Origin of the sequence: Pseudomonas sp. S34 (assembly GCF_009866745.1) — a bacterium.
GTDB lineage: Bacteria > Pseudomonadota > Gammaproteobacteria > Pseudomonadales > Pseudomonadaceae > Aquipseudomonas > Aquipseudomonas jessenii.
Genome location: NZ_CP019398.1, coordinates 2275981 through 2295856 on the forward strand (window position 1 = coordinate 2275981; position 19876 = coordinate 2295856).

At 57.7% G+C, this 19876-nt stretch carries 11 protein-coding genes, 2 tRNA genes, 3 rRNA genes and 1 pseudogene; 10 read left to right on the plus strand and 7 right to left on the minus strand.

The genetic code is table 11. The features are described from left to right. Window positions 1–56: 56 nt before the first annotated feature. From PspS34_RS10180 to rrf, 6 genes are all read left to right on the plus strand, one after another. Entirely contained in the window at window positions 57–2261 is a 2205-nt protein-coding gene (locus PspS34_RS10180) for an OsmC domain/YcaO domain-containing protein (RefSeq protein WP_159389654.1), read from the plus strand. A 694-nt stretch (window positions 2262–2955) separates the two neighbouring features. Next, window positions 2956–4492, plus strand: a 16S ribosomal RNA gene (locus PspS34_RS10190). A 159-nt stretch (window positions 4493–4651) separates the two neighbouring features. Next, window positions 4652–4728, plus strand: a tRNA-Ile gene (locus PspS34_RS10195). 30 nt (window positions 4729–4758) lie between these two features. Next, window positions 4759–4834 (plus strand) — tRNA-Ala (locus PspS34_RS10200). 247 nt (window positions 4835–5081) lie between these two features. Next, window positions 5082–7975: ribosomal RNA gene (locus PspS34_RS10205) — 23S ribosomal RNA — on the plus strand. A 156-nt stretch (window positions 7976–8131) separates the two neighbouring features. Next, window positions 8132–8247: ribosomal RNA gene (rrf, locus tag PspS34_RS10210) — 5S ribosomal RNA — on the plus strand. The 16S, 23S and 5S rRNA genes sit together here with 2 tRNA genes alongside, the layout of an rRNA operon. A gap of 167 nt (window positions 8248–8414) precedes the next feature. Here the strand turns inward: rrf and PspS34_RS10215 are convergent. From PspS34_RS10215 to PspS34_RS10235, 5 genes are all read right to left on the minus strand, one after another. Next, window positions 8415–9167, minus strand: a complete 753-nt coding sequence (locus PspS34_RS10215) for a hypothetical protein (RefSeq protein WP_223473825.1) — start codon at window positions 9165–9167, stop codon at window positions 8415–8417. A 48-nt stretch (window positions 9168–9215) separates the two neighbouring features. After that, window positions 9216–9644, minus strand: a complete 429-nt coding sequence (locus PspS34_RS10220; protein WP_159389655.1) for a hypothetical protein — start codon at window positions 9642–9644, stop codon at window positions 9216–9218. 138 nt (window positions 9645–9782) lie between these two features. Then, window positions 9783–10196: a VOC family protein gene (locus PspS34_RS10225; RefSeq protein WP_150814717.1), complete on the minus strand. Its 414-nt coding sequence runs from the start codon at window positions 10194–10196 to the stop codon at window positions 9783–9785. Between the two features lie 89 nt (window positions 10197–10285). Continuing rightward, window positions 10286–10945, minus strand: a complete 660-nt coding sequence (locus tag PspS34_RS10230; protein ID WP_057715520.1) for a TetR/AcrR family transcriptional regulator — start codon at window positions 10943–10945, stop codon at window positions 10286–10288. After that, entirely contained in the window at window positions 10932–11783 is an 852-nt protein-coding gene (locus PspS34_RS10235; protein WP_057715519.1) for a 3-hydroxybutyryl-CoA dehydrogenase, read from the minus strand. Before PspS34_RS10235 ends, PspS34_RS10230 begins: the two co-directional genes overlap by 14 nt. Before the next feature lie 163 nt (window positions 11784–11946). Between PspS34_RS10235 and PspS34_RS10240 the strand changes: the two genes are divergently transcribed. Next, a complete protein-coding gene (locus PspS34_RS10240; RefSeq protein WP_057715518.1) occupies window positions 11947–13008 on the plus strand; it encodes an AraC family transcriptional regulator in 1062 nt (353 codons plus the stop codon). Beyond that, a pseudogene (locus tag PspS34_RS28510) lies at window positions 12999–13118 on the plus strand (metal ABC transporter ATP-binding protein); the annotation flags it as partial. The gene PspS34_RS10240 and the pseudogene PspS34_RS28510, both read left to right, overlap by 10 nt. 7 nt (window positions 13119–13125) lie before the next feature. On the opposite strand, the gene PspS34_RS10245 reads toward PspS34_RS28510, so the two are convergent. Then, complete coding sequence (locus PspS34_RS10245; RefSeq protein WP_159389656.1) at window positions 13126–13848, minus strand: pirin family protein; 723 nt, start codon at window positions 13846–13848, stop codon at window positions 13126–13128. 317 nt (window positions 13849–14165) lie between these two features. On the opposite strand from PspS34_RS10245, the gene PspS34_RS10250 reads away from it, so the two are divergent. Together PspS34_RS10250 and PspS34_RS10255 are read left to right on the plus strand one after the other, a co-directional pair. After that, on the plus strand, window positions 14166–15116 hold the full coding sequence (locus PspS34_RS10250) for a GlxA family transcriptional regulator (protein ID WP_159389657.1): 951 nt from the start codon (window positions 14166–14168) through the stop codon (window positions 15114–15116). Window positions 15117–15267: 151 nt separating this feature from the next. Then, the gene (locus PspS34_RS10255; protein ID WP_154947899.1) at window positions 15268–16752 is read left to right on the plus strand and encodes a winged helix-turn-helix domain-containing protein; all 1485 of its coding nucleotides are present in this window, start codon (window positions 15268–15270) and stop codon (window positions 16750–16752) included. On the opposite strand, the gene PspS34_RS10260 is transcribed toward PspS34_RS10255, so the two are convergent. Next, window positions 16717–19521 carry a winged helix-turn-helix domain-containing protein gene (locus PspS34_RS10260; protein ID WP_159389658.1) on the minus strand — a complete coding sequence of 935 codons (2805 nt, stop codon included), beginning with the start codon at window positions 19519–19521 and terminating at the stop codon, window positions 16717–16719. The two genes, PspS34_RS10255 and PspS34_RS10260, sit on opposite strands and share 36 nt — an antisense overlap. Between the last annotated feature and the right edge of the window lie 355 nt (window positions 19522–19876).

The window sequence follows — 19876 nt, forward strand, 5'->3', positions numbered from 1 at the left end:
CGAAAAACCGGATAATGGCGGCCAAATCGTTTAGCTCGTAATTCTGGTAATCGCACATGGAAATCAAGGTCAACTTTCTCGACAACCTTCGACTTGAAGCCAAGTTCGACGACTTCACGGTGATTGCCGATCAACCCATTCGCTACAAGGGCGATGGCTCGGCACCGGGGCCGTTCGATTACTTCCTGGCTTCGTCGGCGTTGTGTGCGGCGTACTTCGTGAAGCTGTATTGCGAAACTCGCAATATCCCCACCGAAAATATCCGCCTGTCGCAGAACAACATTGTTGATCCGGAAAACCGCTACAACCAGATTTTCAAGATTCAGGTTGAATTGCCAGCGGACATTTCCGCCAAGGACCGTCAGGGGATCTTGCGCTCCATCGACCGTTGTACGGTAAAGAAGGTGGTGCAAACCGGGCCTGAGTTTGTGATTGAAGAGGTCGAAAACCTCGACGCCGATGCCCAGGCGTTGCTGATGCCGCACTCGACCAGCGAGGCGGGCACCTACATTGTGGGCAAGGACCTGCCGCTGGAGCAAACCATCGCCAACATGTCGGGCATCCTGGCTGACCTGGGCATGAAGATTGAAATCGCTTCGTGGCGCAATATCGTTCCCAATGTGTGGTCGCTGCACATCCGCGATGCGCACTCGCCAATGTGTTTTACCAACGGCAAAGGCGCGACCAAGGAAGGCGCGCTGGCATCGGCACTGGGCGAGTTTATCGAGCGGCTCAACTGCAACTTCTTCTACAACGATCAGTTCTGGGGCGAGGACATCGCCAACGCGGCGTTTGTGCATTACCCGGACGAGCGCTGGTTCAAGCCTGGCCCGAAGGACGAACTGCCGACTGAAATTCTCGACGAGTACTGCCTGAAGATTTACGACCGGGATGGCGAGTTGCGTGGCTCGCATCTGTACGACACCAACTCCGGCAATATCCAGCGCGGCATTTGTTCACTGCCGTTTGTGCGCCAGTCGGACAATGAGGTGGTGTACTTCCCGTCCAACCTGATCGAAAACCTGTTCCTGAGCAATGGCATGAGCGCCGGCAACACCCTGGCCGAAGCCCAGGTGCAGTGCCTGTCGGAGATCTTCGAGCGCGCGGTCAAACGCGAAATCCTCGAAGGCGAAATGGCCCTGCCGGATGTGCCGCAGGAAGTACTGGCGAAATACCCGGGGATTCTGGCTGGTATCCAGGCCCTGGAAGAGCAGGGCTTCCCGGTGCTGGTCAAGGATGCATCGCTGGGCGGGGAGTTCCCGGTGATGTGTGTGACCTTGATGAACCCGCGTACCGGTGGTGTGTTTGCCTCGTTCGGCGCGCACCCCAGCCTGGAAGTGGCGCTGGAGCGCAGCCTGACGGAGCTGCTGCAAGGCCGCAGTTTCGAAGGCCTGAACGATCTGCCTCAGCCGACCTTCGAAGGTCAGGCGGTGACTGAGCCGAACAACTTCGTCGAGCACTTTATCGATTCCAGCGGTGTGGTCTCGTGGCGCTTCTTTAGTGCAAAACCGGATTTTGAATTCGTTGAGTGGGATTTCTCCGGTCAGGGCGAAAACTCCAATACCGAAGAGGCCGCGACCCTGTTCGGCATTCTCGAAGACATGGGCAAAGAAGTGTACATGGCAGTCTATGAGCACATTGGTGCCAAGGCCTGCCGCATTCTGGTGCCGGGTTACTCGGAAATTTATCCGGTAGAAGATTTGATCTGGGATAACACCAACAAAGCGCTGCAGTTCCGCGCTGACATCCTGAACCTGCACAGCCTGAGCAAAGTCGGCCTGAGATCGCTGGCCCAAGGTCTGGAAAACAGCGAGCTGGATGACTACACCGACATCACCACTTTGATCGGCATCGAGTTCGACGACAACACGCCTTGGGGCAAGTTGACGATCCTGGAGCTGAGGCTGCTGATTTATCTCGCCTTGCAGAAGTTTGATCAGGCCAAGGATCTGGTGGAAGCCTTCTTGCAATACAACGACAACACCGTCGAGCGCGGCTTGTTTTATCAAGCTGTGAACGTCGTGCTGGAAATGCAGCTGGACGATGATCTGGAACTGAGCGACTACGAGGTCAACTTCCGCCGGATGTTCGGCAACGAGCGGATGGACGCGGCGATAGGGTCCGTGGATGGCAGCGTGCGATTCTATGGTCTGACGCCGACGAGCATGAAACTGGAAGGGCTCGACAGGCACCTTCGCCTGATCGAAAGCTACAAAAAGCTGCACATGGCGCGGGCGAGGGTGTCGGCTTTGTTCAACTGATAGCGATAACAAAAAAGCACCTTGGGTGCTTTTTTGTTTTTGGCGGTCAGTCAATCGTCTGTGCACGTGGGCTGATTTTTTGGCTATGACATGGGTTGTGGCTGCCTATGGGAAGCTCTTCTATATAGAGGGGCGTTCTGGCTCCTCTATATAGGCGTCATTTGGGTCGTTTTGCTGCATTCTGCAGGATATTGATAGAAAACCCGAATCAGTGCTTGACGGCAGATTGTAGATGTCTATAATTCGCCCCACTTCCGGCGCAGTCGAAACGGAAAACTCCTTGGTAAACAAAGAGTTACGCAGTTTTCGGCAGCAGGTTGCTTCAGTTCATCGAAGCCGAAAGGGAGTTGAAAAAGAGGTGTTGACAGCAGCGTGTAACGCTGTAGAATTCGCCTCCCGCTGACGAGAGATCTGAAGCGCAAGTGGTTGAAGTTACAAAGGAAACTTTGAAAGCTTCTGAAAATAATCACTTGACAGCAAATGAGGCTGCTGTAGAATGCGCGCCTCGGTTGAGACGAAAGATCTTAACCAACCGCTCTTTAACAACTGAATCAAGCAATTCGTGTGGGTGCTTGTGGAGTCAGACTGCTAGTCAACAGATTATCAGCATCACAAGTTACTCCGCGAGAAATCAAAGATGTAACCAACGATTGCTGAGCCAAGTTTAGGGTTTTCTAAAAACCCAAAGATGTTTGAACTGAAGAGTTTGATCATGGCTCAGATTGAACGCTGGCGGCAGGCCTAACACATGCAAGTCGAGCGGATGACAGGAGCTTGCTCCTGAATTCAGCGGCGGACGGGTGAGTAATGCCTAGGAATCTGCCTGGTAGTGGGGGACAACGTTTCGAAAGGAACGCTAATACCGCATACGTCCTACGGGAGAAAGCAGGGGACCTTCGGGCCTTGCGCTATCAGATGAGCCTAGGTCGGATTAGCTAGTTGGTGAGGTAATGGCTCACCAAGGCGACGATCCGTAACTGGTCTGAGAGGATGATCAGTCACACTGGAACTGAGACACGGTCCAGACTCCTACGGGAGGCAGCAGTGGGGAATATTGGACAATGGGCGAAAGCCTGATCCAGCCATGCCGCGTGTGTGAAGAAGGTCTTCGGATTGTAAAGCACTTTAAGTTGGGAGGAAGGGCATTAACCTAATACGTTAGTGTTTTGACGTTACCGACAGAATAAGCACCGGCTAACTCTGTGCCAGCAGCCGCGGTAATACAGAGGGTGCAAGCGTTAATCGGAATTACTGGGCGTAAAGCGCGCGTAGGTGGTTTGTTAAGTTGGATGTGAAAGCCCCGGGCTCAACCTGGGAACTGCATTCAAAACTGACAAGCTAGAGTATGGTAGAGGGTGGTGGAATTTCCTGTGTAGCGGTGAAATGCGTAGATATAGGAAGGAACACCAGTGGCGAAGGCGACCACCTGGACTGATACTGACACTGAGGTGCGAAAGCGTGGGGAGCAAACAGGATTAGATACCCTGGTAGTCCACGCCGTAAACGATGTCAACTAGCCGTTGGGAGCCTTGAGCTCTTAGTGGCGCAGCTAACGCATTAAGTTGACCGCCTGGGGAGTACGGCCGCAAGGTTAAAACTCAAATGAATTGACGGGGGCCCGCACAAGCGGTGGAGCATGTGGTTTAATTCGAAGCAACGCGAAGAACCTTACCAGGCCTTGACATCCAATGAACTTTCCAGAGATGGATTGGTGCCTTCGGGAACATTGAGACAGGTGCTGCATGGCTGTCGTCAGCTCGTGTCGTGAGATGTTGGGTTAAGTCCCGTAACGAGCGCAACCCTTGTCCTTAGTTACCAGCACGTCATGGTGGGCACTCTAAGGAGACTGCCGGTGACAAACCGGAGGAAGGTGGGGATGACGTCAAGTCATCATGGCCCTTACGGCCTGGGCTACACACGTGCTACAATGGTCGGTACAGAGGGTTGCCAAGCCGCGAGGTGGAGCTAATCCCACAAAACCGATCGTAGTCCGGATCGCAGTCTGCAACTCGACTGCGTGAAGTCGGAATCGCTAGTAATCGCGAATCAGAATGTCGCGGTGAATACGTTCCCGGGCCTTGTACACACCGCCCGTCACACCATGGGAGTGGGTTGCACCAGAAGTAGCTAGTCTAACCTTCGGGAGGACGGTTACCACGGTGTGATTCATGACTGGGGTGAAGTCGTAACAAGGTAGCCGTAGGGGAACCTGCGGCTGGATCACCTCCTTAATCGACGACTCAGCTGCTCCATAAGTTCCCACACGAATTGCTTGATTCATTGAAGAAGACGATAAGAAGCAGCCTTGGGGTTGTAGCTTAGTTGGTTAGAGCGCACCCCATGCTCTGTGGTTAAGAGCAGGGTGAGGTCGGCCTTAGCAGCTCGAAATTGGGTCTGTAGCTCAGTTGGTTAGAGCGCACCCCTGATAAGGGTGAGGTCGGCAGTTCGAATCTGCCCAGACCCACCAATTTTGTGTGGGAAACGCCTGTAGAAATACGGGGCCATAGCTCAGCTGGGAGAGCGCCTGCCTTGCACGCAGGAGGTCAACGGTTCGATCCCGTTTGGCTCCACCACTACTGCTTCTGATTGTATAAAGCTTAGAAATGAGCATTCCATCGGTTCGATGGTGAATGTTGATTTCTAGTCTTTGACTAGTTCGTTCTTTAAAAATTTGGGTATGTGATAGAAAGATAGACTGAACGTTACTTTCACTGGTAACGGATCAGGCTAAGGTAAAATTTGTGAGTTCTCTTAGTTGAGAAATTCGAATTTTCGGCGAATGTCGTCTTCACAGTATAACCAGATTGCTTGGGGTTATATGGTCAAGTGAAGAAGCGCATACGGTGGATGCCTTGGCAGTCAGAGGCGATGAAAGACGTGGTAGCCTGCGAAAAGCTTCGGGGAGTCGGCAAACAGACTTTGATCCGGAGATGTCTGAATGGGGGAACCCAGCCATCATAAGATGGTTATCTTGTACTGAATACATAGGTGCAAGAGGCGAACCAGGGGAACTGAAACATCTAAGTACCCTGAGGAAAAGAAATCAACCGAGATTCCCTTAGTAGTGGCGAGCGAACGGGGACCAGCCCTTAAGTGGCTTTGAGATTAGCGGAACGCTCTGGAAAGTGCGGCCATAGTGGGTGATAGCCCTGTACGCGAAAATCTCTTAGTCATGAAATCGAGTAGGACGGAGCACGAGAAACTTTGTCTGAATATGGGGGGACCATCCTCCAAGGCTAAATACTACTGACTGACCGATAGTGAACTAGTACCGTGAGGGAAAGGCGAAAAGAACCCCGGAGAGGGGAGTGAAATAGATCCTGAAACCGTATGCGTACAAGCAGTGGGAGCCCACTTTGTTGGGTGACTGCGTACCTTTTGTATAATGGGTCAGCGACTTATTTTCAGTGGCGAGCTTAACCGAATAGGGGAGGCGTAGCGAAAGCGAGTCTTAATAGGGCGTCTAGTCGCTGGGAATAGACCCGAAACCGGGCGATCTATCCATGGGCAGGTTGAAGGTTAGGTAACACTGACTGGAGGACCGAACCGACTACCGTTGAAAAGTTAGCGGATGACCTGTGGATCGGAGTGAAAGGCTAATCAAGCTCGGAGATAGCTGGTTCTCCTCGAAAGCTATTTAGGTAGCGCCTCATGTATCACTGTAGGGGGTAGAGCACTGTTTCGGCTAGGGGGTCATCCCGACTTACCAAACCGATGCAAACTCCGAATACCTACAAGTGCCGAGCATGGGAGACACACGGCGGGTGCTAACGTCCGTCGTGAAAAGGGAAACAACCCAGACCGTCAGCTAAGGTCCCAAAGTTATGGTTAAGTGGGAAACGATGTGGGAAGGCTTAGACAGCTAGGAGGTTGGCTTAGAAGCAGCCACCCTTTAAAGAAAGCGTAATAGCTCACTAGTCGAGTCGGCCTGCGCGGAAGATGTAACGGGGCTCAAACCATACACCGAAGCTACGGGTATCATCTTCGGATGATGCGGTAGAGGAGCGTTCTGTAAGCCTGTGAAGGTGAGTTGAGAAGCTTGCTGGAGGTATCAGAAGTGCGAATGCTGACATGAGTAACGACAATGGGTGTGAAAAACACCCACGCCGAAAGACCAAGGTTTCCTGCGCAACGTTAATCGACGCAGGGTTAGTCGGTCCCTAAGGCGAGGCTGAAAAGCGTAGTCGATGGAAAACAGGTTAATATTCCTGTACTTCTGGTTATTGCGATGGAGGGACGGAGAAGGCTAGGCCAGCTTGGCGTTGGTTGTCCAAGTTTAAGGTGGTAGGCTGGAATCTTAGGTAAATCCGGGATTCTAAGGCCGAGAGCTGATGACGAGTGTTCCTTTGGAACACGAAGTGGTTGATGCCATGCTTCCAAGAAAAGCTTCTAAGCTTCAGGTAACCAGGAACCGTACCCCAAACCGACACAGGTGGTTGGGTAGAGAATACCAAGGCGCTTGAGAGAACTCGGGTGAAGGAACTAGGCAAAATGGCACCGTAACTTCGGGAGAAGGTGCGCCGGTGAGGGTGAAGGACTTGCTCCGTAAGCCCACGCCGGTCGAAGATACCAGGCCGCTGCGACTGTTTATTAAAAACACAGCACTCTGCAAACACGAAAGTGGACGTATAGGGTGTGACGCCTGCCCGGTGCCGGAAGGTTAATTGATGGGGTTAGCTAACGCGAAGCTCTTGATCGAAGCCCCGGTAAACGGCGGCCGTAACTATAACGGTCCTAAGGTAGCGAAATTCCTTGTCGGGTAAGTTCCGACCTGCACGAATGGCGTAACGATGGCGGCGCTGTCTCCACCCGAGACTCAGTGAAATTGAAATCGCTGTGAAGATGCAGTGTATCCGCGGCTAGACGGAAAGACCCCGTGAACCTTTACTATAGCTTTGCACTGGACTTTGAATTTGCTTGTGTAGGATAGGTGGGAGGCTTTGAAGCGTGGACGCCAGTTCGCGTGGAGCCATCCTTGAAATACCACCCTGGCAACTTTGAGGTTCTAACTCAGGTCCGTTATCCGGATCGAGGACAGTGTATGGTGGGTAGTTTGACTGGGGCGGTCTCCTCCTAAAGAGTAACGGAGGAGTACGAAGGTGCGCTCAGACCGGTCGGAAATCGGTCGTAGAGTATAAAGGCAAAAGCGCGCTTGACTGCGAGACAGACACGTCGAGCAGGTACGAAAGTAGGTCTTAGTGATCCGGTGGTTCTGTATGGAAGGGCCATCGCTCAACGGATAAAAGGTACTCCGGGGATAACAGGCTGATACCGCCCAAGAGTTCATATCGACGGCGGTGTTTGGCACCTCGATGTCGGCTCATCACATCCTGGGGCTGAAGCCGGTCCCAAGGGTATGGCTGTTCGCCATTTAAAGTGGTACGCGAGCTGGGTTTAGAACGTCGTGAGACAGTTCGGTCCCTATCTGCCGTGGACGTTTGAGATTTGAGAGGGGCTGCTCCTAGTACGAGAGGACCGGAGTGGACGAACCTCTGGTGTTCCGGTTGTCACGCCAGTGGCATTGCCGGGTAGCTATGTTCGGAAAAGATAACCGCTGAAAGCATCTAAGCGGGAAACTTGCCTCAAGATGAGATCTCACTGGGACCTTGAGTCCCCTGAAGGGCCGTCGAAGACTACGACGTTGATAGGTTGGGTGTGTAAGCGCTGTGAGGCGTTGAGCTAACCAATACTAATTGCCCGTGAGGCTTGACCATATAACACCCAAGCAATTTGACTACTCGAAAGAGCATCAGATTGCGGTGTGTGAAGACGAAAGAACCGAAAGTTCGACGCTCACAAAACACCGATTTTTATCACATACCCAATTTGCTGAAGCGAGGCCAGCCGGCCACGACTCAGTACCCGAATTTCTTGACGACCATAGAGCGTTGGAACCACCTGATCCCATCCCGAACTCAGCAGTGAAACGATGCATCGCCGATGGTAGTGTGGGGTTTCCCCATGTGAGAGTAGGTCATCGTCAAGATTAAATTCCGAAACCCCTATCTGCGTATGCAGGTAGGGGTTTTGTTTTTGGCGCTCCTGTAGGCGCGAGCTTGCTCGCGAAAAACCCGCGAGCGCTGCGGGGCGTCAGGTTTCCCGCGTCATCGTTAACGTCCATCGCGAGCAGGCTCGCTCCTACAATGAAGCCAATTACTGCCCCAACCGCTCCAGCGTGTGCTCCAAGGGATCCAGCGACACACAAATAAAACCATCAAGCGGTCGATTGAGTTCCTCTACCAGCAGGATGGTTGCCCCCGTCGACAGGGCACACATCAGCAATACGGCGACAATGGTGCCGTTGCAGGGTGCAAACAGGCCAAACGAACCGAAGATAATCCCCAGCCACGTCACCAGGATCACCAGCATCACCGGTGGAATCGATTGATTGGCCTGCAGCAGGGTCAGCCAGCGGGCGGCAAACACGGTGTCCATGTCTTGCAATGCCTTGGCTTTGAGCGCGCGCTGATCATCGTTGCCGGGCGTCAGTGACTCGACCTGGCGTTGCAGGCCTTCGGAGCGACGGATCACTTCCGGGCTATCGAGTTTTTCAATCTGACGGTGATCGCGGGTCGCGAGCACCTGGGTGACTTCGGCGTAGTTGTGCTTGAGCTCGGTGCGGATGCCCTGGGTGTCGGGGCCGTAGCGGGCCAGCAAGCGGTCGAATTGAACCACTTTCGCCGCCGCGCCCTCCAGTTCGGCATTGGCCGTATCGAAGGTGCCTTTGGCAGAGGAAACGAGCAGGCCGAGGACCAGCGCCGACATCGTTGCAATGAGGCCGGTGGCCAGCTTCACCACCGCCACGGAGTCATCGCTCAGATGATGGCTCGGTAATCGCTCCCTCACGTACGAGCCCATCAGTGCGCTGGCGGACAGGCAGGCGAAAACGATGAGGGCAATCACCACGTCATTCAAATTCAACCTCCGTTGACGCTGTCCTCCAAGGGGAGATATCTACTGGTACTTGATCACGATACCTTTGAGCTTGCGTCCCTCGATGGTCCTCACGTCGCGTGCCCACAGCGGCCCGCTGGCATAGGCACCCACCGCCTGAATGTGGTCATAGACGACCACCACGGCGTCGCCACCGAGTTTGGCGGACTCTTCCCGCAGCTTCTGTTCGACTTCGGTAATCGGCGGGGCAGGGTCGATGCTGGCGTCGATCAACACTTCACCCAGGCGCACATGTGGGCGCAGAGGCTCCGAGCGCAGCACGACAACCTGGTCCGGCGATGTCGGTGCCGGATGTTCTACGCCGACATAGGCGGTGGTCTGGGCATCGACAGTGGTGCAACCATTGAGGGTCAGCAGGCTGGCGATCATTCCACCGGCCAGTAGCAAGAGCTTGCAACGGGTGGGCCAGGACGCGTCGTGGGCCGGCATAGTGGGTATCCTCCTCAGGTTCGCTGCTATCCGTATGGCTAGTTGACGGTAGCAGACAGGCCGGGAGTTGCCAGAAAGCCCAACCTTTTCAGGTCGGGCTTTTTTGTGCCTTCAATACTCTCGATCGACCAAGGCCTTTCACTGATCCTTTTCGCAATTGACCATCCACGACACACCAAAACGGTCGACCAGCATGCCGAAGCGTGCTGCCCAGAACGTGGTTTCCAGTGGCATTTGCACAGAGCCACCGTCCGCCAGTGCCTTGAAGACCCGTTCGGCCTCGGCAATGCTGTCGACGTTGAGTGAGATCGAGCAACCACTCATGCCCTGGACGGGACGATCCGGAGTGGTGTCCGACCCCATGATCGCCTGATCGCCCACGATCAGGCGGGTATGGATGATCAGGTTGTGCAGATCCGTGGGGACATGCTCACCGGCAGGCGTTTCGCCGAAGGTCATCATGGCTTCGATCTGGCCTTGCAGGCACTGCGCGTAGAACGTGAAGGCCGCTTTGCAGTCGCCGTTGAAGATAAGGTAGGGATTGATTTTCATGGTCGGCTCCAGGTGCTCGAGTACATACAACGGTTTGGACGCCGGTTTTTTCGGCGAATTCCGATTGTGTCGAGCCGACAAGCAAAGCGCTAAATCTTTGTCGAAGCTTGTGTTTCTTTAGATGTTTTTTCGATAGGACGCGCGAGGCTTATCGCCTCCGGCACACGTCGTGGCGCCAGTACACGTTCGATGGCGCCGCTGACCATGCTCTCGAGCAGCTCCTCACGTTCCTGCTCGTCCAGCACATGGGGTGTCAGCCAGCTGGGAGCACTGTTGAGCAGGGCGCCAATGGCATGCCCGGCGGCCAGCAGGCCTTGCTCGCTGAAACGGGACTTGGCGCCCAGCATTCTCAGCAACGTGCGTTCGTATTGCTCGCGCAATTGCCGGACCCGATCCTGTTGCTCTTCGTTCAGGCAACCGCTGTCGCGCTCCACCAGGCGGAAATGCCAGGGCATCTCCCGATGCAGATTCAGATGGGCGCGGATCAGACTGTTGAGTTTGTCGCGCTTGCCTGGGGCCTTTTGCTGGATACGCCCCAGAGTGGCCAGCAGCTCCTCGTAGAACTCCTCGATCAGGTCGAGCAGCAGATGCTGTTTGCTGGGGTAATGGTGATACAGCGAGCCTGGGGAGAGCCCCAGGCACGTCGCGAGCTCACGCATGCCGACCTGGCCGAACCCCTTGCAGGCAAACAGCTCCAGGACCTTGTCCCGGTACTCGGCAAAGCGCGAGCAACGCTCAGGCATAGGCATGGAAGCCGCGCCCCGTTTTACGTCCCAGGTAACCGGCGGCGACCATTTCCTTGAGCAACGGCGCCGGGCGATATTTGCTGTCGTTGAAACCGTCATAGAAGGCTTCAAGGATCGACAACAGAGTGTCCAGGCCAATCAGGTCCGCCAAGGCCAACGGGCCGATAGGCTGGTTGCAGCCCAGGCGCATGCCGGCGTCGATGTCTTCGGCGCTGGCCAGGCCTTCCTGGAACACCAGGATCGCTTCGTTGATCATCGGCACCAGGATCCGGTTGACCACAAAGCCCGGGCGGTTGCCGGCGGTAATTGCGGTTTTGCCGAGGGTGGTTGCCATGTCCAGCGCCAGTTGGTGGGTCGCGTCACTGGTTTGCAGGCCACGGATGACTTCGATCAGGCCCATCACCGGCACCGGGTTGAAGAAATGCAGGCCGATGAAGCGCTCAGGCTGGCTGACACTGGCGGCGAGTTGGGTGATCGACAGCGACGAGGTATTGGAGGCAATGACGCATTCGCTGCTGACTTGCGCGGCAATCTGTTGCAGCACACGCAGTTTCAGGTCGAGATTTTCCGTCGCAGCTTCGATGACCAGCTGTGCGTTTTGCAGGCTGCTGTAGTCGGTGCTGGTGCGGATTTTGTCGAGGGCGGCCTGTTTCTGCTCCGGCGTCAGGGTTTCCTTGGCGATCTGCCGGTCCAGGTTTTTGCCGACCGTTGCGACGGCTTTTTGCAAAGCGCTTTCGGAAATATCGAGCAAGGTCACGTTGAAACCGGCCATGGCGCAGACTTGGGCGATGCCGTTGCCCATGGTGCCCGCACCGATCACCCCGATGTTTTGCAGATTCATCTTCCCATCCTTCGATCAAACCCTGCGATACCTTGGCCGCGATTGCGGTCGAAGGCGTACTATTGCCGCGAGTCTAGAGCCGGCAGGGCGGTTGTCCTATGCCAAAACTGTTCAACGGCACTGATGTTTTTTGCCATTCGGGTGATGAGAGAGAAGCGAACCAATGCGGGAAAAGGACTCGGTTGCCGCCTATTTCGTGCAGGCAATGATCCATGGGCTGCGCGATGATCCGCAGCGCGTGACGGCCGTGCTCGAACAGGCGGGCATTGATCCGGCGGTCATGCACCAACCCACGGCGCGGGTGCCGGCCAATGCGTTTGCGGCGTTGTGGCTGATCCAGATCCGCGAGCTCGACGATGAGTTTTTCGGGCTCGATTCCCATGGCATGCCGCCGGGCAGTTTCGCCCTGATTTGCCGTGCCTTGATTCAGGAGCCCGATCTGCACAAGGCCATGCGTCAATGCCTGGCCAACTTCGGCTTGTTCCTGCGCGACTTTCGCGGCTCTCTGGCCGTGCGTGGCAAGCGTGCGGTCATCAGCCTCGACACCCGTTCGACGGACAACGATGCCAGCCGGTTTGGTGAAGAAACTTTCCTGGTGTTGATGATCAGTCTGCTGTGCTGGCTGGGCGGGCGGCGCATTCCCATTGACCGTGCGGACTTCCGCCATTCGCGCCTGTCGCTGGGTGACGACCGCCTGCTGTGGGGCCCCAACCTGACCTTCGGTGCCGAGCGCACCGAAATCGAATTTGCCAGCCACTACTTGCGCCTGCCCGTGGTTCAGGACCTGGCGTCGCTGAAAGTGTTTCTGCGTACTGCGCCGCAATGGCTGGTGATCCGCTTCCGCAACCAGCATGGCCTGGCATCCCAGGTTCATCAGCGCTTGCGCGGTAGTCATTACAGTCAGTGGCCGACGTTGCAGGCCTTTGCCCTGGAACAGCACCTGAGCCCCAGCACCTTCCGCCGCAAACTGGAGCGTGAAGGCTGTTCCTACCAAGAGATCAAGGACGAAGTCCGCCGTGGCGTGGCCTTTGAGCAATTGCGTCAGAGCGACGCGAGCATCAGCGATATCGCTGAACAACTGGGTTTCCAGGAACCCAGCGCCTTCCATCGGGCGTTCAAGAAGTGGACCGGGGAAAGCCCCGGGCGCTATCGGGCCCGTTATCAGGGGGAGCAGGGCGCAGAGGTCGCTACCCTTGTCGCAGGGGGCGCCGGGACCTGCGAATAAATCCGGGGGCCACACAACCTGTGGGAGCGGGCTTGCTCGCGAAGGCGGAGTGCCAGTCGACATCTCTGTTGAATGACACAGCGCTTTCGCGAGCAAGCCCGCTCCCACAGGGATCTGTCATGGCATTTCCGGCAGTTCCTGTGGCCGCAGGTCAAAGACCAATACTTCAGCATCCACGCCATTGCTCAAGGTCAGCACCTGTTCTTCGCGAACCCGCACACCGTCGCCTTCCTGCAACAACACACCGTTGAGTTCAACGTTGCCCCGGGCCACATGCACATAGGCGTAGCGGTTGGCGGCGAGCTCCAGGGTGGCGCTTTCCTTGCCGTCGATCAGTCCGGCATACACCCGTGCATCCTGACGCACCTTCAGCGAACCCTTGGCGCCGTCCGGCGAGATGATCAGTTGCAGGCGCCCGCGTTTCTTCTGGGTGCTGAAATGCTCTTGCTGATAGCGCGGTTTGGCGCCGCTGACGTCGGGCACGATCCAGATTTGCAGAAAGTGCACCGGCCGGGTTCCGGAGTGGTTGAATTCACTGTGGGCCACACCGCTGCCTGCGCTCATCAGTTGCACGTCGCCGGGGCGGATCACGGAACCTGTGCCCAGGGTGTCCTTGTGTTCCAGGGCACCTTCAAGCACATAGGAGAAAATCTCCATGTCGCGGTGCGGGTGCTGGCCGAAGCCTTTGCCGGCGGCGACGCGGTCGTCGTTGATCACCAGCAGGTCGGAAAAACCCTGCTCTTTCGGGTTGCGATAGCTGGCGAAGGAAAAGGTATGGAACGACTTCAACCAGCCGTGATTGGCCAGGCCACGATCCGAGGCTTTGCGAAGAGTCAGCATGATGAAATCTCCTTTGGGGACGTGAATTCGTCCGAGTGAGGAGAAGGTTAATGGTTACTGGTTGGTGCAATAAGTAGGTTGAAATTGAAATACTGTCTCTGTCAGGTTGACAGTATTCGGGCGCGAATCAGTTATTCTTTTCCGACTTTGGCTTGTGTCTGGTCATAATGCACAGCACGACTTTTGTGGGAGCGGGCTTGCTCGCGAAGGCGTAGTGTCAGGTTACTTGATGGTGGATGACACACTGCTTTCGCGAGCAAGCCCGCTCCCACAAGGTTCGGTGTGCCAACCCTATAGATCCCAGTGAATTCCAATCCATGAAAACCGTGGCAATGGTGCTGTTTCCCGACTTTCTCCTGCTCGACATGGCCGGGCCCATGGAAGTGTTTTCCATCGCCAATCGTTATCTGAAACCCGAGGATCACTACGTGCTGACGACCATCGGCACCGAGCCCGGCGCACTGCGGGCGTCCAACGGGGTAAGCGTGTACGCCGACCGGCACATCGATCAGGCCTGCGAGGGTTTTGATTTGCTGCTGGTGCCCGGTGGTCCCGGTGCCTACAACGAAAAGCATCCGCCATTGCTCGACTGGCTCAGGCACAACGTCAGCCGGTCCGCCGGTTATGGCTCGATCTGCACCGGGGCGTTCGTGTTGGGGCATGCGGGTTTGCTCGACGGCTATCGCGTCACCACCCACTGGCACTACACCGAGCGGCTGATCAAGGGCTTTCCGAAGGCGACCGTCGAGACCGATCAGATCTTCGTTCAGGACCGCAACCTGATCACTTCCGGTGGCGTCACCGCCGGGATCGACCTGGCCTTGTCGGTGGTCGCCCAGGACCATGGCAAAAAAGTCGCCCAGGACGTGGCCAAGGTGTTGCTGGTGGTCATGAAACGCCAGGGCGGGCAGGCGCAGTTCAGCCCGTTGATGGCGGCGGTGGCCCCTCACGAAACGGCGATTACCCGGGTGCAGAACCATGTGCTTGAACATCTCGATGAAACCTACAGCATCGAGTCCATGGCCGGGCTGGCCAACATGAGCCCGCGTCATTTCGCCAGGGTGTTTGCCCGGGATGTGAACATGACGCCAATGGAGTTTCTGCAAAGCGCGCGTATCGATTGCGCCAGGAACCTGCTGGAAACCACCGAGTTGCCACTCAAGACCGTGGCCTTCAAAAGCGGCTTCGGCAGCGTGCGGCACATGCGTTTTCTGTTCAGTGAAAAACTCGGCCTGACTCCAACCCAATACCGCGAGCAGTTCAGCTAGCGCGCATGTCCGTCGTGCGCACCGCAATGGCCGTGACGCTCCCCCCGCGGCAGTTGTACCGTCACCGAGGCCTGCCAAGATACCGCTGAACTCATTGCAAGGACGGTGCAGAGCCTGGGCTGGAAGCCAGGCTTGCAGCGAGTGACAGCTCATGAACAGTCTCAGAGATATAAACAGCGAAGCGGTGCTGCAATTCGGGCCCTACGCTTTCCACCTCAGTCAGCGACTGGTGCTGGAGGGCGATCGACCGCTGCGCCTGGGCGGCCGCGCCCTTGACGTGTTGCAGGTGCTGGTCGAGCACGCAGGCTCGGTGGTCAGCAAGGAAGAGTTGATTGCGCAGGTCTGGCCGCGCTCCGTGGTCGAAGAGATCAACCTGCGGGTACACATTGCCGCCCTGCGCCGAGCCCTGGGCGACGGCCAGAACGGCCAGTGCTACATCGTCAACATTCCCCAGCGCGGCTACAGTTTTGTCGCCCCGGTACAGCATTCGCCGCAGCCCGTATCGTTCCCGAGCGAGACCGTAAAAAAGCCCCTGCACAACTTGCCGGCGCGGCTCACGCCGATCACCGGGCGCGATGCGGTTGTCGGCAGCCTGGTGCGGCAGTTGCCGGTGCGCCGATTCATGACCCTGGTCGGGCCTTGCGGGATCGGCAAGACCACCGTGGCGCTGCGCGTGGCCGAACTGTTGTTGCAGCACTATCGGCACGGCGTGTGGCTGGTGGACCTGGCGGCGATCGATGACCCGGCGCAAGTGACCGACCACCTCACACGAACCCTTGGGCTGGAGGTCGGCACCACGCTGGAGGCGCTGGCGCAGCGGCATGCCTTGTTGGTCCTGGACAACTGCGAACACCTGCTCGAACGCTGCCAGACGTTGATCGAAACGCTGCTGGCTTCGCTGCCTCGTCTGTCGATCCTCGCCACCAGCCGCGAGCCGCTCCAGGCGGCGGGCGAAACCGTATTGCGTCTGCCACCGCTGGCGGTGCCGCCGGTGTCAGCGCTGCGCAGTGTTGACGAGGTCATGGGCTATTCGGCGGTGCAGTTATTCGTCAGCCGTGCCCGGGCTCGTCAGCAAGGGTTCACCCTGCGCGAACAAGACCTCAAGACCGTACGGGAAATCTGCCGGCGCCTCGACGGCCTGCCGCTGGCGATTGAATTGGCGGCGGCGCAAATCGATGCGCTGGCGCTGGTGGGGTTGCAAGCGCAACTCGATAACTGTTTTCAATTGCTGTCCCAGGGCCGCCGCACGGCCGTGCCGCGGCACCAGACGCTCAAGGCGGCGCTGGACTGGAGCTACGAACGTTTGACAGCCGCGGAGCAAACCGTGTTGCAGCGCCTGGCAGTGTTCAAAATGGCCTTCACCCGGGACGCAGCGATCGGCGTGATCTGCTGCGACAGGCTGCCCGCCGCCGACCTGATCAAGGTGATGGAAAGTCTGGCCCTCAAGTCGCTACTGACCCTGGAGCAGGGGAGGGAAGTGGCCCGCTACCGCTTCCTCAACACCACCCGCACCTACGCGCTGGAAAAACTCGAACTCAGTGGTGAGTTGCGCGCCCTTGAAATGCGTTATGCCGGTTACGTCAGTCAAGCGCGCTGGCCTTCAGGCGGGCAGGTCGCATTGCAACTCGTCGAGTAGCCGGCGAACGGTCATCAAGTCTGGCGTGGCGAAACCTTCGGTGTAGCGCTGATAGATCGGGGCCAGCAATTGATGCGCCCGCTGGGGATCGCCCTGACGCTGCCACAACTGCGCCAGTGAGGTGGCGCTGCGCAGCTCCCAGGTCAGGGCACCCTGGGCCTTTGCCACGTTGAGTGCCTTGAGCAGCATGGTTTCGGCCGTCGCGGTCTGGAGCGGGCAATCGGTTGCCAGCAACGTCCTGGCCCTGGCCCGCAGTATCTCTGCCGTGCTCCAGTCCGAAACACCGCTTTGCGCACGTTCAAGCAAATCATCGTCGACACAGGTTGAATCCAGCGTGACCATGATGTCCTTGATCAAACCGACGCTTTGTCGGCCGATTGGCTGAACATCGGTACCGCCGATCACCCGCGCATAGTGTTGCGCCCAGTCATGGAACAGCAGGACCGAGTGCTTCCGCGCTTGTTGCAGCAGCAGGCGCAGGAGTTCGCGGGCGCTGCGGGTATCGCCGTTGTAGTGGGCGATCAGACAGCCGGCGAGCGCCAGGGTGTAGCAGATCGATGTGCCGTGGTTGATCTGTAATGCGATGTCCAGCGCCTGGCGGGCAGTGCGCCAGGCCTGTTCCGGCTGGCCTTGCAGCCAGAGGATGCGCGCGTGGAGGGTCAGCGCCGCGACACTCTGGTCGTATTGCACGCCAAAGCCATGGGTGAAACGGTTGAGATGACCGCTGTGGGCCATGCGTTGCAGCACTTGTTCGGCATGCTCCCCAGCCTGATGCTGGTTGCCGGAGAAGTGCAGGGCGAGCACCCGCAATCGATGCATGCTCAGGGACATCTGGGCGTCGTCTTGCAGCCCCAGGTGATCGAATTGCCGACTCTGTTCCAGGGCCATCTGGTATTGGCCGCAGCTGAGATTGACCGCCAGGTGCCCGGAAATCGCCCGCAACTGACCGGCCACATCGTTGAGTTGGCGGGCCAGGGCTCTGGCGCTGACGAAGGCGCCAACGGTTTCGCTGCTACCTCCTTGAACGTGATAACAGGCACTGCCCAAAGCCAGCTTGAGGGCCATCTGCAAGCGCGGGCAAGGCTCGGCAGACTGCTCGAGCAAGGCCAGCGCCTTGCGCACATAACCGCCGTGTTCCTTGAGCAGTGACAACTCCTGCCACAGCGGCGTGGACGTCGCGGCCAGGCGTATCGCCAGTGCCTGCGGCCCTTGCCCGTGCAAACCCCAATCGAGGGCTGCACGGATGTCCTCCAGGGCCCGGCCATAGCGTTCGAGCCACAAGCCGGTGGACGTTTTCTCCCAGTCGTCCTGCGCCTGTTGCATCGTTGCCAGGCAACGCTCGGCATGCCGCTCCCGCGTCCCGGGCAGGTCGGTGGTTTGCGCAAGTTTTTCCAGGGCATAGCTGCGGGTGGTATCGAGCAGGCGGTAGTAAACATCCTCGTCGCCCACCTCCACGTTCAACAGGGACTTGGCGACCAGTTGGGTGATCGAGCCGAACACCTCGCGGGGTTCGATGTGTTCGCCGACAATCACCGCCGCTGCGGACTCCAGGGTGAAACCGCCGCGAAACACACTCAGTCGGCGCAGGCAGGTCTTTTCGCAGGCGCTGAGTAGCTCGAAGCTCCAGTCCAGTGTCGCGCGCAGGGTCTGATGGCGTGCCGGGGGCGTCTGGCTGGGCTGGGTCAACACCCGGAAGTTGCTTTGCAACTGCGTCAACAAGCCGGGCAATCCGAAGTTGCCCACTTGCGCCGCCGCCAGTTCGATGGCCAGTGGAATGCCGTCCAGTCGGTGGCAGATGTCGATCAACAGCGGCAGTTCATCGTCCGTCAGTTCAAAGCTGTCATGGCTGGCCATGGCCCGCTCGACAAACAGTTGCAGGGCGGAAAAGGTCATCGCCTGGGCGCAGTCGAGGACGGCGATGGGCGGCGGGCAGTCGAGTGATTCCAGGCGCTGGACGAATTCGCCTTCGGCCCGCAGGCTTTCGCGGCTGGTGGCGAGAATATGCACGTGCGGCGCACTGCGCAGAATGGTTTCGCAGAGATGGGCGATGGCGTCGACCAGGTGCTCGCAGTTGTCGATGACCAACAGCATTTGCCTGTCACGCAGACAGTCGGCAAGACCGTTCAGGGGGGCGTCGTCGTGCAGGGCCAGTTCGAGCAACGTCGCCAGATGACCGTCGATCATCAGCGGGCAGTTGATCGGGGCTAGGTCCAGCAGGCGAATGCCGTCCCGGTAGCGACCGATCATTTGTTCGGCGACCCGCAAGGCCACGGTGGTCTTGCCGATGCCGCCGGGACCGACGAGGGTGATGAAGCGCTGGCGTGGCAGTTGCACCATCAGATTGTCGACCAGGGTCTGCCGGCCGATCATTCGCGTACGGCGCACCGGCAGGTTATGCCGGCTCGGTGCGCAAGCCTCGGGTGCTGGCGGTTGCTCGGCCTGCTCCAGTGAGTGCGGTGCGACGAAGCTGTACCCGCGCTGGGCCACGGTGACGATGTAGCGCTGGCCGGCCTGTCCGTCGCCGAGCGCCTTGCGCAACGCGGCCATGTGCACCCGCAGGTTGATGTCTTCGACCACGCTGTTGGGCCAGACCCGGGCGATCAGTTGCTGCTTGCTGACCACGTTGCCGGCGTGCTCAAGCAGGATCAACAGGATGTCCATGGCGCGCCGCCCCAGGCGCAAAGGCTGGTCGGCCTCCATCACCAGGCGTTGTCCGGGGTAGACCCGGTAGGGGCCGAAATGCACAGCCTGTTCGGGGGAAAGGGTCAACGAGTCGCTCCTGCTGCATCCGTCTGGTACGCGGTTTTCGAGCATATTCCTCAAGTTTTTTAGCCAGCGCAATGCGCTGCCCGGGTGACTGTCGGGTGCGGGTGTTGACTCTAGCGTATCGGTCAAGGGGCGTCAGCCCGATGATCATTGGGCGCGACAGATGGACAGCGATAGCCGGGGCTTTTTGCGCGCCATGGAAAATTAACAACGTTTAACTCGTCCTGCGTCCGGTCTGCACTCAAAACTCTCTTCCCTGTAGGAGCGAGCTTGCTCGCGATGGTGTGTCAGCCACATGGGTGTCGACTGATACTCCATCGCGAGCAAGCTCGCTCCTACAAGGGATTTCAACCCCTCT